Origin of the sequence: Spirulina subsalsa PCC 9445, assembly GCF_000314005.1 — a bacterium.
GTDB classification, from domain to species: Bacteria; Cyanobacteriota; Cyanobacteriia; order Cyanobacteriales; family Spirulinaceae; genus Spirulina_A; species Spirulina_A subsalsa.
Genome location: NZ_ALVR01000010.1, coordinates 26,919 through 43,945, shown reverse-complemented (window position 1 = coordinate 43,945; position 17,027 = coordinate 26,919). Strand labels below are relative to the sequence as shown.

13 protein-coding genes are annotated in these 17,027 nt (G+C 41.3%); 2 read left to right on the top strand and 11 right to left on the bottom strand.

The annotated features are described in order from the left end of the window. Together SPI9445_RS0100175 and SPI9445_RS0100170 are read right to left on the bottom strand one after the other, a co-directional pair. On the bottom strand, window positions 1-1,077 hold the full coding sequence (locus tag SPI9445_RS0100175) for a glucose-1-phosphate thymidylyltransferase (protein WP_017302689.1): 1,077 nt from the start codon (window positions 1,075-1,077) through the stop codon (window positions 1-3). 72 nt (window positions 1,078-1,149) lie between these two features. Then, complete coding sequence (locus SPI9445_RS0100170; protein ID WP_202803612.1) at window positions 1,150-2,265, bottom strand: glycosyltransferase family 4 protein; 1,116 nt, start codon at window positions 2,263-2,265, stop codon at window positions 1,150-1,152. Between the two features lie 108 nt (window positions 2,266-2,373). Between SPI9445_RS0100170 and SPI9445_RS0100165 the strand changes: the two genes are divergently transcribed. Together SPI9445_RS0100165 and SPI9445_RS0100160 are read left to right on the top strand one after the other, a co-directional pair. Further along, window positions 2,374-3,312, top strand: a complete 939-nt coding sequence (locus SPI9445_RS0100165; protein WP_017302687.1) for a glycosyltransferase family 2 protein — start codon at window positions 2,374-2,376, stop codon at window positions 3,310-3,312. A gap of 84 nt (window positions 3,313-3,396) precedes the next feature. Beyond that, entirely contained in the window at window positions 3,397-4,116 is a 720-nt protein-coding gene (locus SPI9445_RS0100160) for a class I SAM-dependent methyltransferase (protein WP_017302686.1), read from the top strand. A gap of 22 nt (window positions 4,117-4,138) precedes the next feature. Here SPI9445_RS0100160 and SPI9445_RS0100155 read toward each other — a convergent pair whose 3' ends face one another. The 9 genes from SPI9445_RS0100155 to SPI9445_RS0100110 form a co-directional block, all read right to left on the bottom strand. Beyond that, window positions 4,139-6,520, bottom strand: a complete 2,382-nt coding sequence (locus SPI9445_RS0100155) for a YfhO family protein (protein WP_017302685.1) — start codon at window positions 6,518-6,520, stop codon at window positions 4,139-4,141. 52 nt (window positions 6,521-6,572) lie between these two features. Next, entirely contained in the window at window positions 6,573-7,148 is a 576-nt protein-coding gene (locus SPI9445_RS0100150; RefSeq protein ID WP_017302684.1) for a Uma2 family endonuclease, read from the bottom strand. A gap of 268 nt (window positions 7,149-7,416) precedes the next feature. After that, window positions 7,417-8,595 (bottom strand): class I SAM-dependent methyltransferase, encoded by a 1,179-nt coding sequence (locus tag SPI9445_RS0100140; RefSeq protein WP_017302682.1) that lies wholly within the window; start codon window positions 8,593-8,595, stop codon window positions 7,417-7,419. Between the two features lie 108 nt (window positions 8,596-8,703). Beyond that, entirely contained in the window at window positions 8,704-9,885 is a 1,182-nt protein-coding gene (locus SPI9445_RS0100135; protein WP_017302681.1) for a glycosyltransferase family 4 protein, read from the bottom strand. Next, window positions 9,882-10,835, bottom strand: coding sequence for a class I SAM-dependent methyltransferase (locus SPI9445_RS0100130; protein ID WP_017302680.1), 954 nt, complete (start codon window positions 10,833-10,835; stop codon window positions 9,882-9,884). The genes SPI9445_RS0100135 and SPI9445_RS0100130 overlap by 4 nt, the downstream gene beginning before the upstream one ends. Next, a complete protein-coding gene (locus SPI9445_RS0100125; protein ID WP_017302679.1) occupies window positions 10,835-13,213 on the bottom strand; it encodes a glycosyltransferase family 4 protein in 2,379 nt (792 codons plus the stop codon). Before SPI9445_RS0100125 ends, SPI9445_RS0100130 begins: the two co-directional genes overlap by 1 nt. Then, the gene (locus SPI9445_RS0100120; protein WP_017302678.1) at window positions 13,192-14,586 is read right to left on the bottom strand and encodes a class I SAM-dependent methyltransferase; all 1,395 of its coding nucleotides are present in this window, start codon (window positions 14,584-14,586) and stop codon (window positions 13,192-13,194) included. Before SPI9445_RS0100120 ends, SPI9445_RS0100125 begins: the two co-directional genes overlap by 22 nt. 120 nt (window positions 14,587-14,706) lie before the next feature. Beyond that, window positions 14,707-16,002, bottom strand: a complete 1,296-nt coding sequence (locus SPI9445_RS0100115) for an ABC transporter ATP-binding protein (protein WP_017302677.1) — start codon at window positions 16,000-16,002, stop codon at window positions 14,707-14,709. Between the two features lie 53 nt (window positions 16,003-16,055). Next, window positions 16,056-16,892 (bottom strand): ABC transporter permease, encoded by an 837-nt coding sequence (locus tag SPI9445_RS0100110; protein ID WP_017302676.1) that lies wholly within the window; start codon window positions 16,890-16,892, stop codon window positions 16,056-16,058. Between the last annotated feature and the right edge of the window lie 135 nt (window positions 16,893-17,027).

The following is a 17,027-nucleotide window of genomic DNA, read 5'->3' as shown; positions in this document are numbered from 1 at the left end:
TCACGGATTCAGTTCGATTCGGCAGTCATCCCCAATGAGAAATCGGAGTGCTTTGGGTCGTCGGGGGGTGATGGTGAGTTGAGCGCGTTGTCCAATGACGCTATCAATGATGCGCTGGTGAATGTTGGTAATTTGCGCCCCTTCTAAGATCATGCTGTGGTCAATGTCGGTGTCAATGAGGGTGACATCATCGCCAATACTGCTATGGGGGCCGACAAAGCAGTTTTCGAGGTGGCAGTTTTGACCAATGATGGCGGGGCCGCGCACAGTACAGTTTATTAGGGTGGTGCCTTGACCGATTTGGACTCGTCCCATGATGCGGGATTGTCCATCGAGTTGGCCTTCAATGTGGGTGGTGAGGTAGCTGTCGAGGATGATGCGATTGGCCTCTAGGAGGTCGTCTTTTCCCCCGGTGTCTAGCCACCAACCTTGTAGTTCTCGGGCTTGGATGTTGTATTGTTGGTTAATGAGGGTCTGGATGGCATCGGTAATTTCTAGTTCTCCCCGTTGGCTGGGTTGGATTTTGGCGATCGCCTGATGCACTCCCTCGGTAAAAAAGAAAATCCCCACCAGTGCCAAGTTAGAGGGGGGAATTTCCGGTTTTTCCACCACTGCCAATAAATTCCCCTCTGGGTCTAATTTAGCCACACCAAAGGCCCTTGGATCTGGAACTTGGCGAAGTAGCACTAAACCGTCTAAATTTTGTTGAGTAAATTCACTACAGAACTCTCCTAAATCCTCTTGAATCAGGTTATCTCCCAAGTACATCAAAAAGGGGTCATGGCCGAGGAAAGGTTGAGCGACTTGGACGGCATGAGCTAAACCGAGGGGGTGTTCCTGCAAAATGTAGGTAATCTGGGCTCCAAATTGACTCCCATCCCCAGTTTTGGCTTGGACTTCTTCTCCGGTTTCTGGACTGATGATGATTCCCAGGTCGGTAATTCCCGCTTGGACAATGGCCTCAATTCCGTACCACAGGACGGGCTTATTTGCCACAGGAACGAGTTGTTTTGCCCCGGTGTAAGTGATGGGTCGTAATCGGGTGCCTTTACCGCCAGAGAGGATGAGAGCTTTCATGGGTGGGGTGAGATTTTAAGGTTCGTGCTATTGTAGGCGGTCTGGGGGACTGAACTCTCTGTCGGGAGAATGTTACAGGATCTTCTGATAAGCGGCTAAGGTTTCTTGGGCGGTTCGTTCCCAAGAAAAGAGTTTAGCCCGGTGTTTCCCTTTCTGAATCAGGTCTGTTCGCAATTGGGAGTCACTAATGACTTTTAAAATCCCTTGTGTGAGGTCTTCCACTTCGTTGGGGTCAATGAGAATGGCGGCCTCTCCGGCGACTTCGGGGAGGGAGGAAGTGTTGGAGGTAATGACGGGGGCGCCCAAGGTCATGGCCTCTAGGACGGGTAAACCAAATCCTTCGTAGTGGGAGGGGTAGATGAAGGCTTCTGCTTGGCTATAGAAGAGGGCTACAAGCTCGTCTGGGAGGTAGTTGAGGTGGTGGATGTGGTGATGGTAGGGGGAGGATGCGATCGCCTTAAAAATCGGCTCATATCGCCATCCCTTTTGACCAATTAGTACCAACTCATGGTCAATTTTGTACTGTTCTTTCAGTCGATTAAAGGCAGCAATTAAGGTGGTAATATTCTTACGCGGTTCTAAGGTGCTGACGAACAAAAGATAGGGTTTCCTGAAGTCATAACCCAAGTCAACCGGGGGTTTGGGGAGTGTCTCCAGAGTCTGTTCTGTATATCGACTGGCTAAAGGTGTAACAACCACACGTTCCGGGTCAAAATTGAGATATTCCACAATATCCCGTTTTGAACTTTCCGAAATGGTCAGCACCAAATCCGTCCACTGAAGGCACTTCTTGACTCGTCTCCCATACTGTTTCACTACGGAGTCAATATAATCTGGGTATTTCAGGAAAGTGAGGTCATAAATCGTCATCACCTTCCGACAGTTCTTGTACGGGAAAACAGTGTAGTTCGTCCCATGTACAATATCTGGTGCTTCTAGAATCGGCTCCCAGTATTTCGGGAAGAACTGAGGGTAGTAGTCTAGCAACAGGTTAGAAAACCGTACTGGTAAAGGTAGGTAATATTGATTGTTTTCTTCTAGAATAGATTGTTTCTTAGTCCAGAGAACAGATTTGAGCCATTTTTTGAGACCAGGTTGATAGCTTTTTACAATTATTGTATGGTTTTTATGACCCAATTTGCTGATGCCGTGTATTAAATTTTTAATGTAAAAGCCAACTCCACTCATGTTATTTAGAATGGGTGTGCTATCAATAATAATTTTTTTCATCTATTATAGTATGCAGTCTTTTTGGATCTTTGATGATAAAACCCTATCCTGTTTATTTTTAATTCCATGTCTACTAACCCAGTTGTCCTTTCAATTATTGTTCCAGTTTACAATGAAGAATCTAATTTAGATTATCTGTTTCAGCGCCTAGAGTCAGTTGTTCAAAATTTAAATCTATCTTATGAAATTATTTGTGTAAATGATGGCAGTCAAGATAATAGTTTACAAGATTTAATTGTGCATCATCAACGCAATTCTGCCATTAAAATAATCAATTTATCTCGTAACTTTGGTAAAGAAATTGCTTTAACCGCAGGACTTGATTATGCGAGAGGTCAAGCTGTTATTCCTATTGATTCAGATTTACAAGATCCTCCTGAGCTAATTCTTGACTTAGTTGCTAAATGGAAAGAAGGTTATGATGTTGTATATGCTACAAGGCGATCTCGTCAAGGAGAAACCGCCCTGAAAAAGCTAACGGCTTTTTTATTCTATCGTGTAATCGGTAAAATGAGTAAGATATCAATTCCTCCCAACACTGGAGATTTTAGACTTTTAGATCGGCGGGTTGTAGAAGCTATTAAATTGATGCCAGAACGGACTCGTTTTATGAAAGGACTATTTAGTTGGGTGGGTTATCGACAAACCTCTGTTTTATTTGATCGAGATCCTCGATTAAGTGGTAAAACGACTTGGAATTACTGGAAACTCTGGAATTTTGCACTAGATGGCATTTTTACGTTTAGTTCAATTCCTCTCAAAGTGTGGAGTTATATGGGGCTTTTGATTTCTTGTCTTGCTCTGCTATACATTGTTTTCTTGATTGTTAGAATCTCGATTATAGGAATTGAAGTCCCTGGCTATGCTTCTACGATAGTTGCTGTACTCTTTTTAGGAGGGATTCAGTTAATTAGTTTGGGGGTGATTGGTGAATATTTAGGAAGAATTTATGATGAGGTTAAACAACGCCCTCTCTATTTAGTCCGAGATATTTATGGATTTTAAGAAAAAATACATTAGCATGATAAAATCTTGTAAGATTTGATGAATTCAATCTCAGTAGTCTATCGATAACACAACTAAAAAAATATGCGGCAAGAGAATAAAAACTATAAAGTTGCTGATTACTTAGCACGTTCCCATGATTTTTATAGCCTAAATAAATATAAAATTGTTCTCTCTTGGATTCCTCAACAGGAACATTTGAGAATTTTAAATGCTGGATGTGGTTCTGGGGAAATGAATCTGATGTTAGCTCAGAATAAGTCTTGGTCTATTGATGCTATTGATGTTGATGAAACCGCAGTTGCTTTATCAAAACAGTTGAAAGAACAAGCCGAGCTTAATAATCTTAATGTTTTTCATTCAACGATTGAAGATTTTGAACCGAATCAACCTTATGATGTAATTGTCTCTAATGATGTGTTGGAACATATAGAAAATGATGAGCAAGCATTAGAAAAATTGAATAAATTACTTAAACCTAATGGTTATCTTTGTTTATCCGTCCCGGCTTTCCAATTCCTCTTTGGATATCATGACAAAATGCTTGGTCATTATCGTCGTTATAGTAAATATGAGTTAGTTTCAAAAGTGAGTCTTTTCTTCCGATTGACTAAAGTTCGATATTTTGGTTTTTCCTTGATTCCTGTTGTCATTTTATACAGTTGTTTGTTAAAAAAAGATTATCCAATAGAGCAGGCTAAGAAAAAATCTTGGTTAACTCAAATTCTAAAAAAAGTTCTTTCTTGGGAAGCCAATTGTTATAGTCCTATTGGTATTTCTTTGGTCTTATTGGCTAGGAAATGAAGAAAATGTTTAAAAAATCCCCTTATGTTTCTAAATTTACCGCTTTAACATTTTTTGAGTTTCTTCTGTACTGATGTGTTTCTAAATACCCAATTAATGTAAATGTTGCTAGAGTAATTCCTAGACCGATGTGGAAACTATTGGGTCTAAATTCTAGTTTGACTAAAGAAGTTCCTGTAGGTATAGCGACTCCTTGCAATGTGTAATTTGTTAGAAAAAGTTTTGTGTTTTGTCCATTAATTGTTGCTTTCCAACCTGGATAAAAGACATTACTAACAACTAGAAATGACGGGTGGTTGGTTTTGACATTAATTTCTATTGATCTTGGTCTTATCTGGTTGATGTTAACTTCTGATTCTGGATTTAATGTAGAATTTTTCTCCTCAATTGTGTTCTCTATTAATGCGGTTTGTCTTGGATTATAAGTTGTTCCATCTGGCAATTTAGATGTTTTGATTGTTTGGAGTATTTCTTCTGGTTTTAATTGGATAGTTTCTTCAACTAACCAAGCACGTGGCATAGCATTTGTATTTTCATATAAGCTGCTAGAATTAAGGTCTTCAATCAACTTCAGATGTATTGGATTTTCTGATTGTATCCTTTCAGCTTGACTAATAATATATCTACAGGACAGTAGGTTTATGGCTTGGTTTTGGCTGGAAAATGTGTTAGAGCTAACATCTCCAAATGGTGAAATTTCTAGAAATTTTTGGTATCTATTGATGATAAGAGGATTGTATCCACCTGCGTTAGGTATGTTCCAAAGACTCGTTAAGTTTGGTGTAAATAATGGGTTAAAAATTCCATCGCTTGTTAATATCCTCTGATAATTAGATTGTATTTCCTCAGAGTAACTATAGAGTGAAGATGGAATATTGAATGCTGAATCATCCCCATTGTAATATTTCCATATTCCGAACCATGAAGCACTACTTAAATCAACAAAAAATAAAAATATAATAAAACCTTTGACGACCTTGTTACGCCAATTTTTGGCACTAATTTGATGAATTAATAAAAACAAACTACCACTGATGAGAATAAGTCCTAGGGGAATTCCTATGGATAGGTTTTTCCATGGTAAAAAGGGAAGTGCATCAACTCCGTATTTTTCTTGAACATCTTTCCAAGATATCGCTAACAAAGATATTGAGATTACAGTAAATAGTATTGTGGTAAATATGATATGCTGGATACCGATTTTGGGCTGAGTATTTGTTTTCTCGTTTATAAAAAAAATATTGGTTTGTAAATAATTTAGGCTAAAGCCTGTTAAAACTGAAACTCCTAGAGCCATTGCAAAAGTATGTCTTGCTGGTACTCTAAATAAATTATATCCAGGAATGTGGTATACGATTTTGGCAAGAGGTGTATATCCACCCATTGCCAGCATCATAGCAATAAAAATCCAGCCTATCCAAAAATAGTATTGCCACTCTTTTTTTATCTTAACTCTTGTGGCAATAATAAAAATTATCAAAATCGATGATATTCCAGCATAACTAGCAACCTCATGAGGTGAAATATGCCCAAAATAGCTTTTGTATATTCCCGATGCTGAATAGCCTCCATAAATCCACGGGAATAAGAAGTTGATTATTTCTTTTGGATTAAGACTCCCTTCAACAAATTGTAAAAATGATAAATCGGAACGGCTACTCCTTGAAGCTAATTGAATTTGTGGTATTAATGATATAGATACTAATCCTATTGACATTAAGGACGAATTGATGAATATAGACAATGATGATTTTCTGTTCTCTTTCGATTCATTTAAGATCACAGAGCAGATGACATAGCAAATAACTATCCCCATTGAATAGACAAAGCTTTGTGGATGTCCTGCTAAGAACATGAGGGTTAGCCCCAAAATAGTTAATAAGCTATATGGTTTATGCTGTTTCTTTTTTGATAGAGTTCTGCTATTTTCGATTCCCCATAAAATTAGTGGAAGCCACGCCACTGTATGTGGCATACTGATAAAAATAATACGTTCAATTAGGGCTGGACTAAATCCATAAATAATTCCACTAATAAAACTTGCAAAGCGTGATTTAGTTAATTGGTATACATAGCCATAAGTGCAGTAACTAGCTATTATATAAGCAAATATAACATAAGCATTCCATAGCTGTAAATTGCCTATAGAAAATATAATTTTAGGAAGATACCATGTTTGAAATTGTGGATCTCCTAAGAGTGGATAACCTGATAACACAAAAGGATTCCATAAAGACAGTTTAGATAAGAATGCTGGAATAAAAAAACCATAGCTATCACCTACGGTAAATAACTTTTTACTGAATAAAACCGGACTAAAAAAGGCTATATGTAATAAACAAAAGAAGGAAAATATGGTAAAATTGCTGACAAAATGCTGTTTTAGTTGTTTGTCTATTTTCATGAACTGTAACTTTACTGGGATTTCAGTGAATGATTCTAGTAATTTTTGTTAACTACCAAATTTTTTCTAACTTCAAAACAAATCCAGACAAAAGCGGATCTCCTTCGAGCGTTTCAGGAGATTGTAAACATTCTACTGGGCTTTCGGGACGATAGATATAAACTCGGCGATTTTTGCGGTCGATTAACCAACCCAAAGATGCTCCATTTTCTAGATACTCCTCCATCTTCTCTTGTAACGGTTTAAGATTATCACTAGGCGATCGCAATTCCACCACAAAATCAGGACATAAGGGGGCAAATCGTTGGCGTTGCTGGGGCGGAATGGCTTGCCATTTCTCTATTCTCACCCAAGACGCATCGGGCGAGCGCTCCGCACCATTAGGCAGTCTGAAACCCGCAGAAGAATCAAAATCAATCCCTGTCCCGTCTTCATCTGACCAGTTCCCCAATTGTTGGGTTAATTTCGCCTTACAATGTCCTGTTTCACTGCCACTCGGGGACATAACCAGCAATTCTCCTTTCGCATTTCGCTCAATGCGATAGTTAGAGTTGATTTGACAGAATTCAAAAAACTGTTCTTCTGTCATGTCTAGGGCTGGACGAGTTTGAAGAATTAAGACAGTCATGTTTAACCCAAAATTTTAGCTCACAAAATCTATAGCTTGATGCTGCTCTTTAATGATTTCCCAGTTATATTGTTTGGAGACAAAAGAGAACCCTTGATTGCGTAATGCTATTTGGACTTCTGTATTTGCAGAAAAGTTGCTGTAGTCCCACATCCAATATCTAAAAGATTGCAATTTTTAGGAATATTTTTTACTACTTTTTTTAAACGAAAATTTCGCAATATAGGTTCTAGTATTGGTTCATTATGCTTCATAATGTGTTTGAGTATTATGTGACTGTTATAGTAATGGTTTGTGGTTTTGATCCTATGTTTTCAAACCAACAGATGGATTCGGATACTAACTCTATTACAACCTGAAAAACTCCAGTTTTATCAAATGTTACTGTAATTCTGTTCTCAGTTGTTTCATTGGGTTTAATATCTTGATTAAAGCAATGTCTTGAAAAATCAAGATTAATTAGATTCCCTTCTTGGTCGTATAAGTGGGTTCCAATTTTAACTACACCAATGTCACTGATATTTTGATGAAGCCATGTTGCTTGTCCTGTGTTAGTAATTTTTAGAGTAATCTTTGCTGGTTCACCTTTTCTTAGATTGAGTTGTTTTGTTTCAAGAGTAATATGGTGAGCAAGTCCTATATGACTTCTACTATCTGGTACGAAATCTCCTTTATACAAAAAAAAGATGGTTCTATGTAACATTATATGTCTAACATTTTCTAGGATTCTATTTTCTAGTTCTTTATTAGAATTGCCTAATGATTCGTAGTCACTTAATGAAATTTCAAAGTGGTTAAAAAGTTGTAATTTTATGTCTGTGAAACCATGTTTGAGAGCAATGGGAAATATTTCAGATAGAATGATATCATTTTCCAAAACTTTGTAATTTTTCATTTCATACTGAGATTGAGGTGATTGTGAGTGAATCGGTCCCGGTTCACTGAAACCAGCAATCCCCCCGTTTTTTAGTACACGGCCTAACTCTGCAAGAACTTCATCTTGGTTAGGGATATGGTGAAATCCATCATGGCAAATGATCCTATCCACAGATTCTGTAGGTAAGTCTATTGTATGTCCATCAAAATGTAAAAATTGAGGTTCTGAAATTAATTCTCCAATAATCGGATACTCTAAAAATAGTTTTTTACCAATTTCAAGTGCTGTTTCTGAAACATCGCAACAAATCGTTTGACATTGGAGTTGATTCAAATATCTTGAAAACCAGCAAGTTCCAGCAGCAAATTCTAAGATGGTCATGGTTTTGCCTAGGTGTAGTCCTGACAAAATATTGGCCATATTGTACAAAATTTCAGGTGCTTCAATAATGCTGCTGAATGGTTTACCCATTTGTGGGATTGGATTCTGGATAGATTTAAAATATAAATCTGCTGTTTTACACAAATCTTCTACAGAAATATTTTTTATTATATCTTTTGGGTTGATCATGAAAGTTCTTTTCGCATTTTAACTCAACTTAAATGTAGACAAACTCGCAAGAGTTTCTTAACAGTATTGATTTTTTCTAATAATTGATTGTAAATTTATGATTTCGCGTCAAATTTTTGTTGATTGATTATTCACCTTGTCTACATATTTTTCTTGAATGTTTAGCCAGGTGCAGGTTAAGTCTATAAAGTTTTTCCCTTGCTTTCCTAATTTTGCTTTAATGTCGTCATTTATTTTTTCTAAACAAACTGTAAACTCTTCTACATTCTCATACCATAATCCTCCATTAGAACGTCTACATTGCCCCACTAAAACATCACACCTTCCATTCACTAATACCGCTTTCCCCATCGTCCAAGCCTCCAACAATACAATCGAGAGACTTTCATAGGGAGAAGGCATCACCAACAAGTCACAAGCCGCTAGAGCATCCCATTTCGTCTGTTCCTCCACAAAACCTAACGGGATAATATCAGGATGTTCCGGAATTGTCATCACTGACTTCCCCAACAAGACCAACTTTCTCGGTTGAGACTCCTGATTCCGGAGATGGATGAAGTATTGGAATAATTCATCACAGCCCTTAGAGGGGTCAATCCTGCCAATATACAGCAAAAAAGGATCTTGGATATTGTACTGCTCACGAAAACGCTCTGCACTGTAATTTTCAGGCGGGTCAACTCCAATCCCAATCACGGGGCCTTCGATATTGAGTTGAGGAAAGCGTTTCTGGACAAAATTCTTCTCTTCTGGGGTGTTGAAGATGAATCCGCGAGGTTTCTGGAAAAACTCATCCCACAGGGTCATGTAAATCGTCCATTCATCATGAGCCAGGGGTTCTAGATAAGCCTTATCTGCCACTAGGGGTAGAATAAAGTAGGTTGTGGCGTAAAGGTAGCCAAAAAATATAAAAGTGTCGTAATTATCACGATGCTGACTAACATACTGAATCAGGTCTTGGGAGATGGGACCTTGTGCTTTCATCCAAGTTTCTTGCTCCTCCAAAGAGGCAGATTGAAGACGAGGTACAAGCTTTTCGGATAGACGATTGAAGGCTTTTACGTTCCGCTTTTGGCTAACGCGAAACCGCCGAATTTTGACCCCTCCCACCTCCTCAATCCCGACGGGATAATGATTCTCCCAAGTCATATAATCGAGGGCGCAGGTGGTCAAGATTTCGATGTCCCAATGGTCAACCAAGTGTTGAGCAATTTGGAGACAGAGATTTTCTGCTCCTCCCCCGACTTCTACACCGCACCGTTGCACGACAAACGCTACTTTCCGCTTCATTCTAACTCCTCTGGGGGATAACTTCGGTAGAGGAATGATGGCTTTTTAGGATGACCTTCTTTAGCGTTAGTGGCACGGACAAAGATATATTGTCCCAGATCATTTTCTCTGGCTTTTAAGAAGGGTTTGAGTTGGGATAGGGAAGCATAGTTTCCACCATTGTTTTGATGGACATCGGCGGTAAATAAGCTATCAATTTCAAAACCGAGGTAGGTGAGGAGTAAATAAAGCTCATGCTTGTTGTATTCTCGGTTGTGTCGGCCATAGGGACCATAGCCAGAGTAGGGGTCATAAATATTCGCTCCCGCTATCATTTTAGCTACGTTTTCTAAGCGACTGACGTTGGGAGTGGTTAAAATCAGTGTTCCGTTGGGTTTTAAAATGCGTTTAATTTCTCGCAGGACGGAAACAGGGTCAAGTAAAAGGTGTTCAATAATTTCACAAAAAAGGACTACATCAAACTGTTGATCTGGAAAAGGAAATCGGTCTTCTTCAATATTAAAATGATAGGATTCAATCTCAACAGATTCGGGTTGCTTGGATTGAAAGTGATCAAAATTAACGGTTTGGGTAATAATTGGCTCAAATCCAGTGCCGAAGTAATTGGCTAATGTCAGTTTTAGGGGAGTAAATTCTCGGAGCAGAAACGTTGTAAAGTAAGGATTTGCCCCCAGTTCTAGACATTCACCCGTTAAGTTTTGTGTCAGTCCATAGGTATAGACAAATCGGCGGAAGTCTTGGCTACAGTAATTGGCCATTTCTTCCGGTGGGGCATCTGCAACTAGGACGGTTTTGAGATATTGAAAGAGTTGTTCCTCACTCACTCCTGGGGGTAGGGGCAGGGGGGGACAGAGCGGAAAAATGTCTTCTGCACTTTCGGCTAAAGTTTCTCTGAGTTTGCGTTTAGTTTTGTTCAGGATTTGTCGGAAGTTGAGGGCAGGATTTGGCATTAGAAAACTTGTTCTAATTGATGAATGATTGTGTCTAAATAGGGCTGAATGCTCGTTGGTAAAAATCGATGACGCTGCTGCTGCTGCGCTCTGATGACTTTATCACGCAAGTCCAGATCATGGATCAGGAGTTTGGCGAGGGCAGCAATCGAAACCAGGTCATCTTTGTGGGTAAACATGAGTCCTGCGGCTTGTAGGGTTTCTGGGACAGCACTACTCTTGTAGGCAAGGACGGGTATATCAAACCACATGGACTCAATCAGGGGAACGCCAAAGCCTTCATGTTCGCTCATAGACCAGAACAGGTGAGCGGTGCGGTAAAAAGCAAGAAGTTGAGTTTCATTGACTTTGCCTGTGATGATTACTCGGTCATTTAGGTTTAGGTCTGCGATGATTTTGAGCAGATGACAGTAGTAGGGTTCGCTCTTGTTCCCCCACCCCACGAGGATGAGTCGTGCTTCTGGGTCTAGGGTGAGGTAATGGGCAAAGGCTTGTACGAGGTCGTCTTGTTTTTTGTTGGGGGCAATTCGACTGACAAACAGGAGGTTTTTCTGACCATCTTGGAGAGATGCCATTAACTGGGGGTCTGGGGAAATGTCCCACTGACTGGGGTTAATGATAATGGGGAGGACGGAGGGGTTGCTAAAGCCACAAGCGGTTAGTTCTGAGGCGTTGTAGGTGGAGTCTCCCACGGCGATGGGGAAGGTTTGAGCAAGGGTGGGGAGTTCTTGGCGACCTTGGGCGAGGAGTTGAGCGAATTTGGGGTCAAAGGGTTGGAAGAATTCGGCGGGGGTGATGTTGTGGTAAATCAGACATTTGGCCCCGGGGTGAGCGAGGGCGAGGGGGGTTACTTCTGACCCGATGGAGTGGTGATAAATCAGTCCAGCTTTTGGGTTGGGCTTTTTGTCGGGGAGGAGTTGAACCGCTTTGATGACTTTTTCTTCAACATAACGGGTAAAAATTTCCGATGAATACCCTTGACTTCGGAGGTAGTTGCGAATGGCTAGGGCTTGGTTGGAGATGGCATCCCCGTAACTAAAGTTGGGGAGGAGTTGGTGAATGGCTTTGAGTTGGCGAGTTCGACTGGGGGACGGTTGGGGGGTGAGATTCCATCCCATGAGGGTGGAGGAAAATTCTCGCTTCTCACCCCTGGCCTCTTCCTGAACCAGTCCGAGGGCGATTTCATACCGTTCCATTACTTTGTCCCACACGGCATGATTTTGGGCGTACTGCTGGCCGTTTTTGCCGTATTGGGTCAGTTCTGCGGGAGAGGCTTGGTCAACGGTGTGAAACAGTTCTGCCCATTCGTTGACAGTGCTGGCGAGCCAACCCCCTTTGGCGGTGGAGACGGCGAGGGAGGTGGCGAGACAGTCTCGATGGGCGGCGGCGGGGCGTTGTTCAAACCACGCTTCCATAATGACGCGGGAGTAACTTTCATTCCGGCTGGGTTGGAAGAGGGCTTGACAGTGGCTCAGGAGGGCGGTCTTTTGGTTTTCTTCGACTAAGCCGAGGTCAATGATGCCACAGGTCAAATCACTATAGGAGTGGTTGCCGGGGCCTGCTATAACGAGTCTGAGGGGGGAATCAGGGTGTTTTTGTTTGAAGGTGGTATAGGCTTCAATGAGTAGGTCGGTGTTTTTGGTGGGGTCACGACGACCGAGACAGAGGACAAAGGGGTGGGTTTTGAGGGAAAATTTGCCGATTTTTTCAAGGGTGGTGTCGCGCTGGAGTGGGATTTCTACACCTGCTCCGGCGACGATGCTTTTAGGAAGAATGCCGGGGCCGTAGAGATGTTGAGCGAGTTGGGCTTCTCCTTCGCTGATGAAGAGGAGGCCTTTGGCGCGGTGGACAATCTGGGCGACTTCGGGGAGGTAGGCGTAGACTTCGTTGTGCAGACAGGGTTGGAGGTAGGCGCGTTCTGCGACGAGGGGGAGTCCGTTCAGGATGATGCCGTAGAGGTAGGGCAGGAAGATGAAGGCGTGGTAGTGCTGTTGGTGTTTTTTGAGGTATTGGAGGAGGGGGTCTGAGTTGATGTTTTCTTGGGCAAAAATGGCGGAGTCTTTGGGGGTCAGGGGGGAGACTCCGATTTTGAGTTGTTCGGGGGGGAGTTTGAGGAGGACGCTGTTGATTTGATCAAAGGCTTGGGCGTTGCGGGGGTTGACGGGGAAACGACGAACTTTCAGCCCAGCTTCGGTTTTTACGCCAGGTGGATAGTGGTTGACTGCCCAGTTTTCTTGGAAGGCACGACAACAGGTGGTGAGGACTTCAACGGGGTGTCCTCGCTTTTGTAGTCGGGTGGCGACTTGATAGGCTTGTTGTTCGGCTCCTCCTTTGAGGTCTTGTCCCCACCAGGGGACTACAAGGGCGATGGGTTGCATGGTTTGTATCCAATGACGGCGTAATCTTGGGGGCCGTAGAAGTATTGGTTAAAGCGTTGGGTCAGGTTGTCTGAACCTTGGATCTGTAGGGCTTCTTCATAGGGATGAAGGGGTAGCACTTCTACGGGTTCAAATCCTGTGTTGTCTAGTAAAAACTGAATGAGGTCACTTGGCAAGGGATTGCGGTGGGTCGGGTCGAGGTAGAAGGTGCGGGTGCTGACGAGGATGTTTTGGGGGTTGGGGGTTTCAAAGATGGCGACTCCTCCGGGTTTGAGGACGCGGATGGTTTCTTGTAGGAGTTGGAGGAGGGCGGGGAAGGGGAGGTGTTCGATGATGTGGAATCCGGTGACTGCACTGAGGCTGTTGTCGGGTAGGGTTTGGAGGTGTGCGATCGCGTCTACCTCATAAACCTCTAAATTCTTACTCTGACATTCTTCTAACATCATCCGGTTTAAGTCAATCCCTTGAACCTGATACCCGTTCTCCCGTAAAAACTCTAGCCATTCTCCCCGTCCACATCCTACGTCGAGAATCGTGTCAGACGTTTCTAACTGTACTTTTTCAATAAAGGGAAGGTATATAGTGAGTCGTTTAGCAATTTCTTCATAACTGCCCCGAAATCGTTCTTCAAATGCCACATAAAAAGCATCCAGTAAATGAGCTTCTTCTTGTCCTCCATAAGGTGTTTCTGGTGTGCTTATTGCCGGAGAAGTGGGGACAGATTCAGTTCGGTTTTCCAAAGATTGAAGTAAATTGGCAAAAGCCCGTTTATTGTAGGTCAGTTCAAGTTGTAATGCTTTAATCTGCTGAGTGTGTTTTTGTTCAAGCGCATGATGTTTTTGTTCAAGCGCATGATGTTTTTGTTCAAGCGCATGATGTTTTTGTTCAAGCGCATGATGTTTTTGTTCAAGCGCATGATAAAAATCTTGTGTTATATTTCTCTCATGTTCAAATCTTTTATTAAACTCATTGATTAGCTCTTCGTTTTTTTGATTGATTTGAACTTCCGTTATTTCTCGAAGTTCTTTGAATGCCGCAATAAAATCTTCATTGATTACTTTTTGCTTTTTAGTGAGTAGTTTGTAAAATTTAAGTAATATTTTTTGTATGATTTCTAGTGTAAAAGGAAAACGATTGAGCTTATTCGGTAGCTTATCAATATCTTGTACCTGAAACTCAGCATCGTTTAACAAAGATTCAAAACGACTCATGAGCAGAGAATGTGTTCTACTTAAGTCTGAGTGAATAATATCAATAATGCTCTGATTAGAGTGAGATGTTGGGGTGACTTCCAATCTTCTTTTTGCCACTTCCTCCTTCACTTTCTGCATTAAATCATCAACATTAATTTCTGGGTTGTTCTGATCAATCATCTTTAAAGTTTTTCAATAGATATTGAGCAATTGAGTGAATTGTTGCTGGGAAAACCCAATCCCCTTGTGGGTGGGCAGTTGACGATTTTAAATGACAAGGCAATACATTCACCCTTAACCCTATCTTGGAACGGCTGAACTTTTATCCGTAGAACACTCAAGGTTTAAATTAGCATCTAGATCAACCAGACCATCACATAGGTTAGTATTGATGACCTCTAACAAAACCAAATCATCAATCCAATCATAACTGATTCCCTCTGACGAATGAATCCCAATCGAAATAGAATATAAACCTTTGTTCAGATAACAGGGAACTTCAAAGGCAACGGTCAAAGCTTGGTGCTTTTCTAACCGGGGAATAGTTCTCTTCAACAAACGGGTGTTAGTCCCATATAAGATAACTCCTGTTAATGTTCTCAGAGAAAACCCAATCACAATATCATCTAGTTCCTCCTTGGATTGTATGTTAACTTGCAGTTTAAATCTTGACCCTGTTTCCAGTTTACCCTTTAAATCAACATTATTTAAATCAGTAATAACTGCCGATTGGATGATAGCCCACCCATTGCCATGTCGGTGATATTCTGATAATTCAGTATTTTCTTCAGATGTATTCTCTAATTCAATGGAATCTTGAACTTCTGGATGGGGTGTTGGAGGCTGAGAGTGCTCCGGTTGATGATCTGTACTGAGTAACGCAATATAGCGATTGGCTACAAATTTAGGTGTTCCTTGTTCTAAAATTTGTCCTTTATTGATTAAAATAGCCTTCTGACATAAAAACTTGACACTGGATAAATCATGAGAGACAAAAAGCAGTGTCACCCCATCTGATTGGAGTTGGCGAATTTTTTTCATGCAGCGTGCTTGAAACTTGGCATCCCCCACAGCTAACGCTTCATCTATAATCACAATTTGGGCATCGGTATGAGCAGCAACGGCAAAGGCTAAACGGACAGCCATCCCGCTAGAATAGGTATTGAGGGGTTGATCTAAAAAATCTCCAATATCAGCAAAGGCGGCAATTGTATCAAATTTAGCTTCAATTTCTTTTTTGCTTAAACCTAAAATTTGACCGTTAAAAAATACGTTTTGTCGTCCCGTGAAATCAGGATTAAAGCCACTGCCTAACTCTAATAAAGCGGCAATGCGTCCTTGTATGTTAATCGTTCCAGTGGTGGGGGTAAGTGTTCCAGCAATGATTTGTAGCAGGGTACTTTTCCCTGAACCATTTTGACCAATAATGCCAAGAGTTTCTCCTTTCTCTACTTCCAGATTAATATTTTGTAAAGCCCAAAATTCCTGAGAATGCTTTTTTCCTGGCAGTAAAATTTCCTTTAATCGGTCAATGGGGCGATGATAACGCCTATAACACTTCGATACATTGTTCAAGTCAATAATTGTTTCACTCATCAGAAATTTTGGGTCTGAAACTCCATCCACTTGGTCTAGGATGGTCGCAATCTCTAGAGTACATCAGCAAATGCTGGTTGTAACCGCCGATAGACCCAGTATCCTCCGATAAATACCACTACAGCGATTAGTGTGGTTACTCCCCATTCTCCCCAGTGCCGAACTTCCCCTAGTAAAATCAAGTCCCGGTAGATTTCCGCGAATACTGCGAGGGGGTTTAACCATAATACAACTCTGCCGAGTTGTTCTGGGATGGCGGAGGCGGGGTAGACAATGGGGGTGGCATAAAACCACAAGTTGAGAATGACTCCTAACGTTTGGGGGATGTCGCGGAGGAATACGGTGAGTCCTGCGGTGAGATATCCCAGTCCAATGGTAAAGAGGAGTTGGGGGAGCCATATCAGGGGGAGGAGGAGTAGCGTGGGGGGGAGTGTTTGGGTGGAGACTCCCACAAATAGGATTAAAATAATGAGTCCAAATGTACTTTCTAGAAAACTGGACAGGATGGGGACGAGGGGTAAGAGTGTTAAGGGGAAGACCACTTTTTTGACTAAATTGGGTTGTCGAATGACGGAAGTGGCTGCTAGGGTGATACCACTGATAAAAGTAATCCAGGGGATAAGTCCGGCAAACAGCCAGAGTCCATAGCTGATATTATTGGCAGGGAGTTCTTTGAGACTCAGCCTGACTTGTAGGACAACGGAGAAGACGTAGGTGTAGATGAGGAGTTGGGACAGTTGGTTGAGGAGTGGCCAAAGGTTGCCGATAATAGATCCTTTGTATCGGGCTTCTAAGTCTCTTTGTACCAGTGCTTTGAGTAGGTCTATCCAACTTAAATAGTTTTTTCTGTTCTGTGAAGCATAGGTTAATGTTTGTAGTTTTCTAATCACCTTCAATCTAGTCAATCCTATTGTTAATTGTCTATTTATACGTTTGCCTAATAACCTTACACTCAATTCGATGTGATTGTCTAGTTTTTATGTATTGTGGCTAGTTTTTTCAAGTTTTTAGTAAATCTCAAAAAA

Coding starts and splice junctions, on each gene's coding strand:
- SPI9445_RS0100175 (WP_017302689.1), bottom strand. CDS start 1,077: ATGAAAGCTCTCATCCTCTCTGGCGGTAAAGGCACCCGATTACGACCC.
- SPI9445_RS0100170 (WP_202803612.1), bottom strand. CDS start 2,265: ATGAGTGGAGTTGGCTTTTACATTAAAAATTTAATACACGGCATCAGC.
- SPI9445_RS0100165 (WP_017302687.1), top strand. CDS start 2,374: ATGTCTACTAACCCAGTTGTCCTTTCAATTATTGTTCCAGTTTACAAT.
- SPI9445_RS0100160 (WP_017302686.1), top strand. CDS start 3,397: ATGCGGCAAGAGAATAAAAACTATAAAGTTGCTGATTACTTAGCACGT.
- SPI9445_RS0100155 (WP_017302685.1), bottom strand. CDS start 6,520: ATGAAAATAGACAAACAACTAAAACAGCATTTTGTCAGCAATTTTACC.
- SPI9445_RS0100150 (WP_017302684.1), bottom strand. CDS start 7,148: ATGACTGTCTTAATTCTTCAAACTCGTCCAGCCCTAGACATGACAGAA.
- SPI9445_RS0100140 (WP_017302682.1), bottom strand. CDS start 8,595: ATGATCAACCCAAAAGATATAATAAAAAATATTTCTGTAGAAGATTTG.
- SPI9445_RS0100135 (WP_017302681.1), bottom strand. CDS start 9,885: ATGAAGCGGAAAGTAGCGTTTGTCGTGCAACGGTGCGGTGTAGAAGTC.
- SPI9445_RS0100130 (WP_017302680.1), bottom strand. CDS start 10,835: ATGCCAAATCCTGCCCTCAACTTCCGACAAATCCTGAACAAAACTAAA.
- SPI9445_RS0100125 (WP_017302679.1), bottom strand. CDS start 13,213: ATGCAACCCATCGCCCTTGTAGTCCCCTGGTGGGGACAAGACCTCAAA.
- SPI9445_RS0100120 (WP_017302678.1), bottom strand. CDS start 14,586: ATGATTGATCAGAACAACCCAGAAATTAATGTTGATGATTTAATGCAG.
- SPI9445_RS0100115 (WP_017302677.1), bottom strand. CDS start 16,002: ATGAGTGAAACAATTATTGACTTGAACAATGTATCGAAGTGTTATAGG.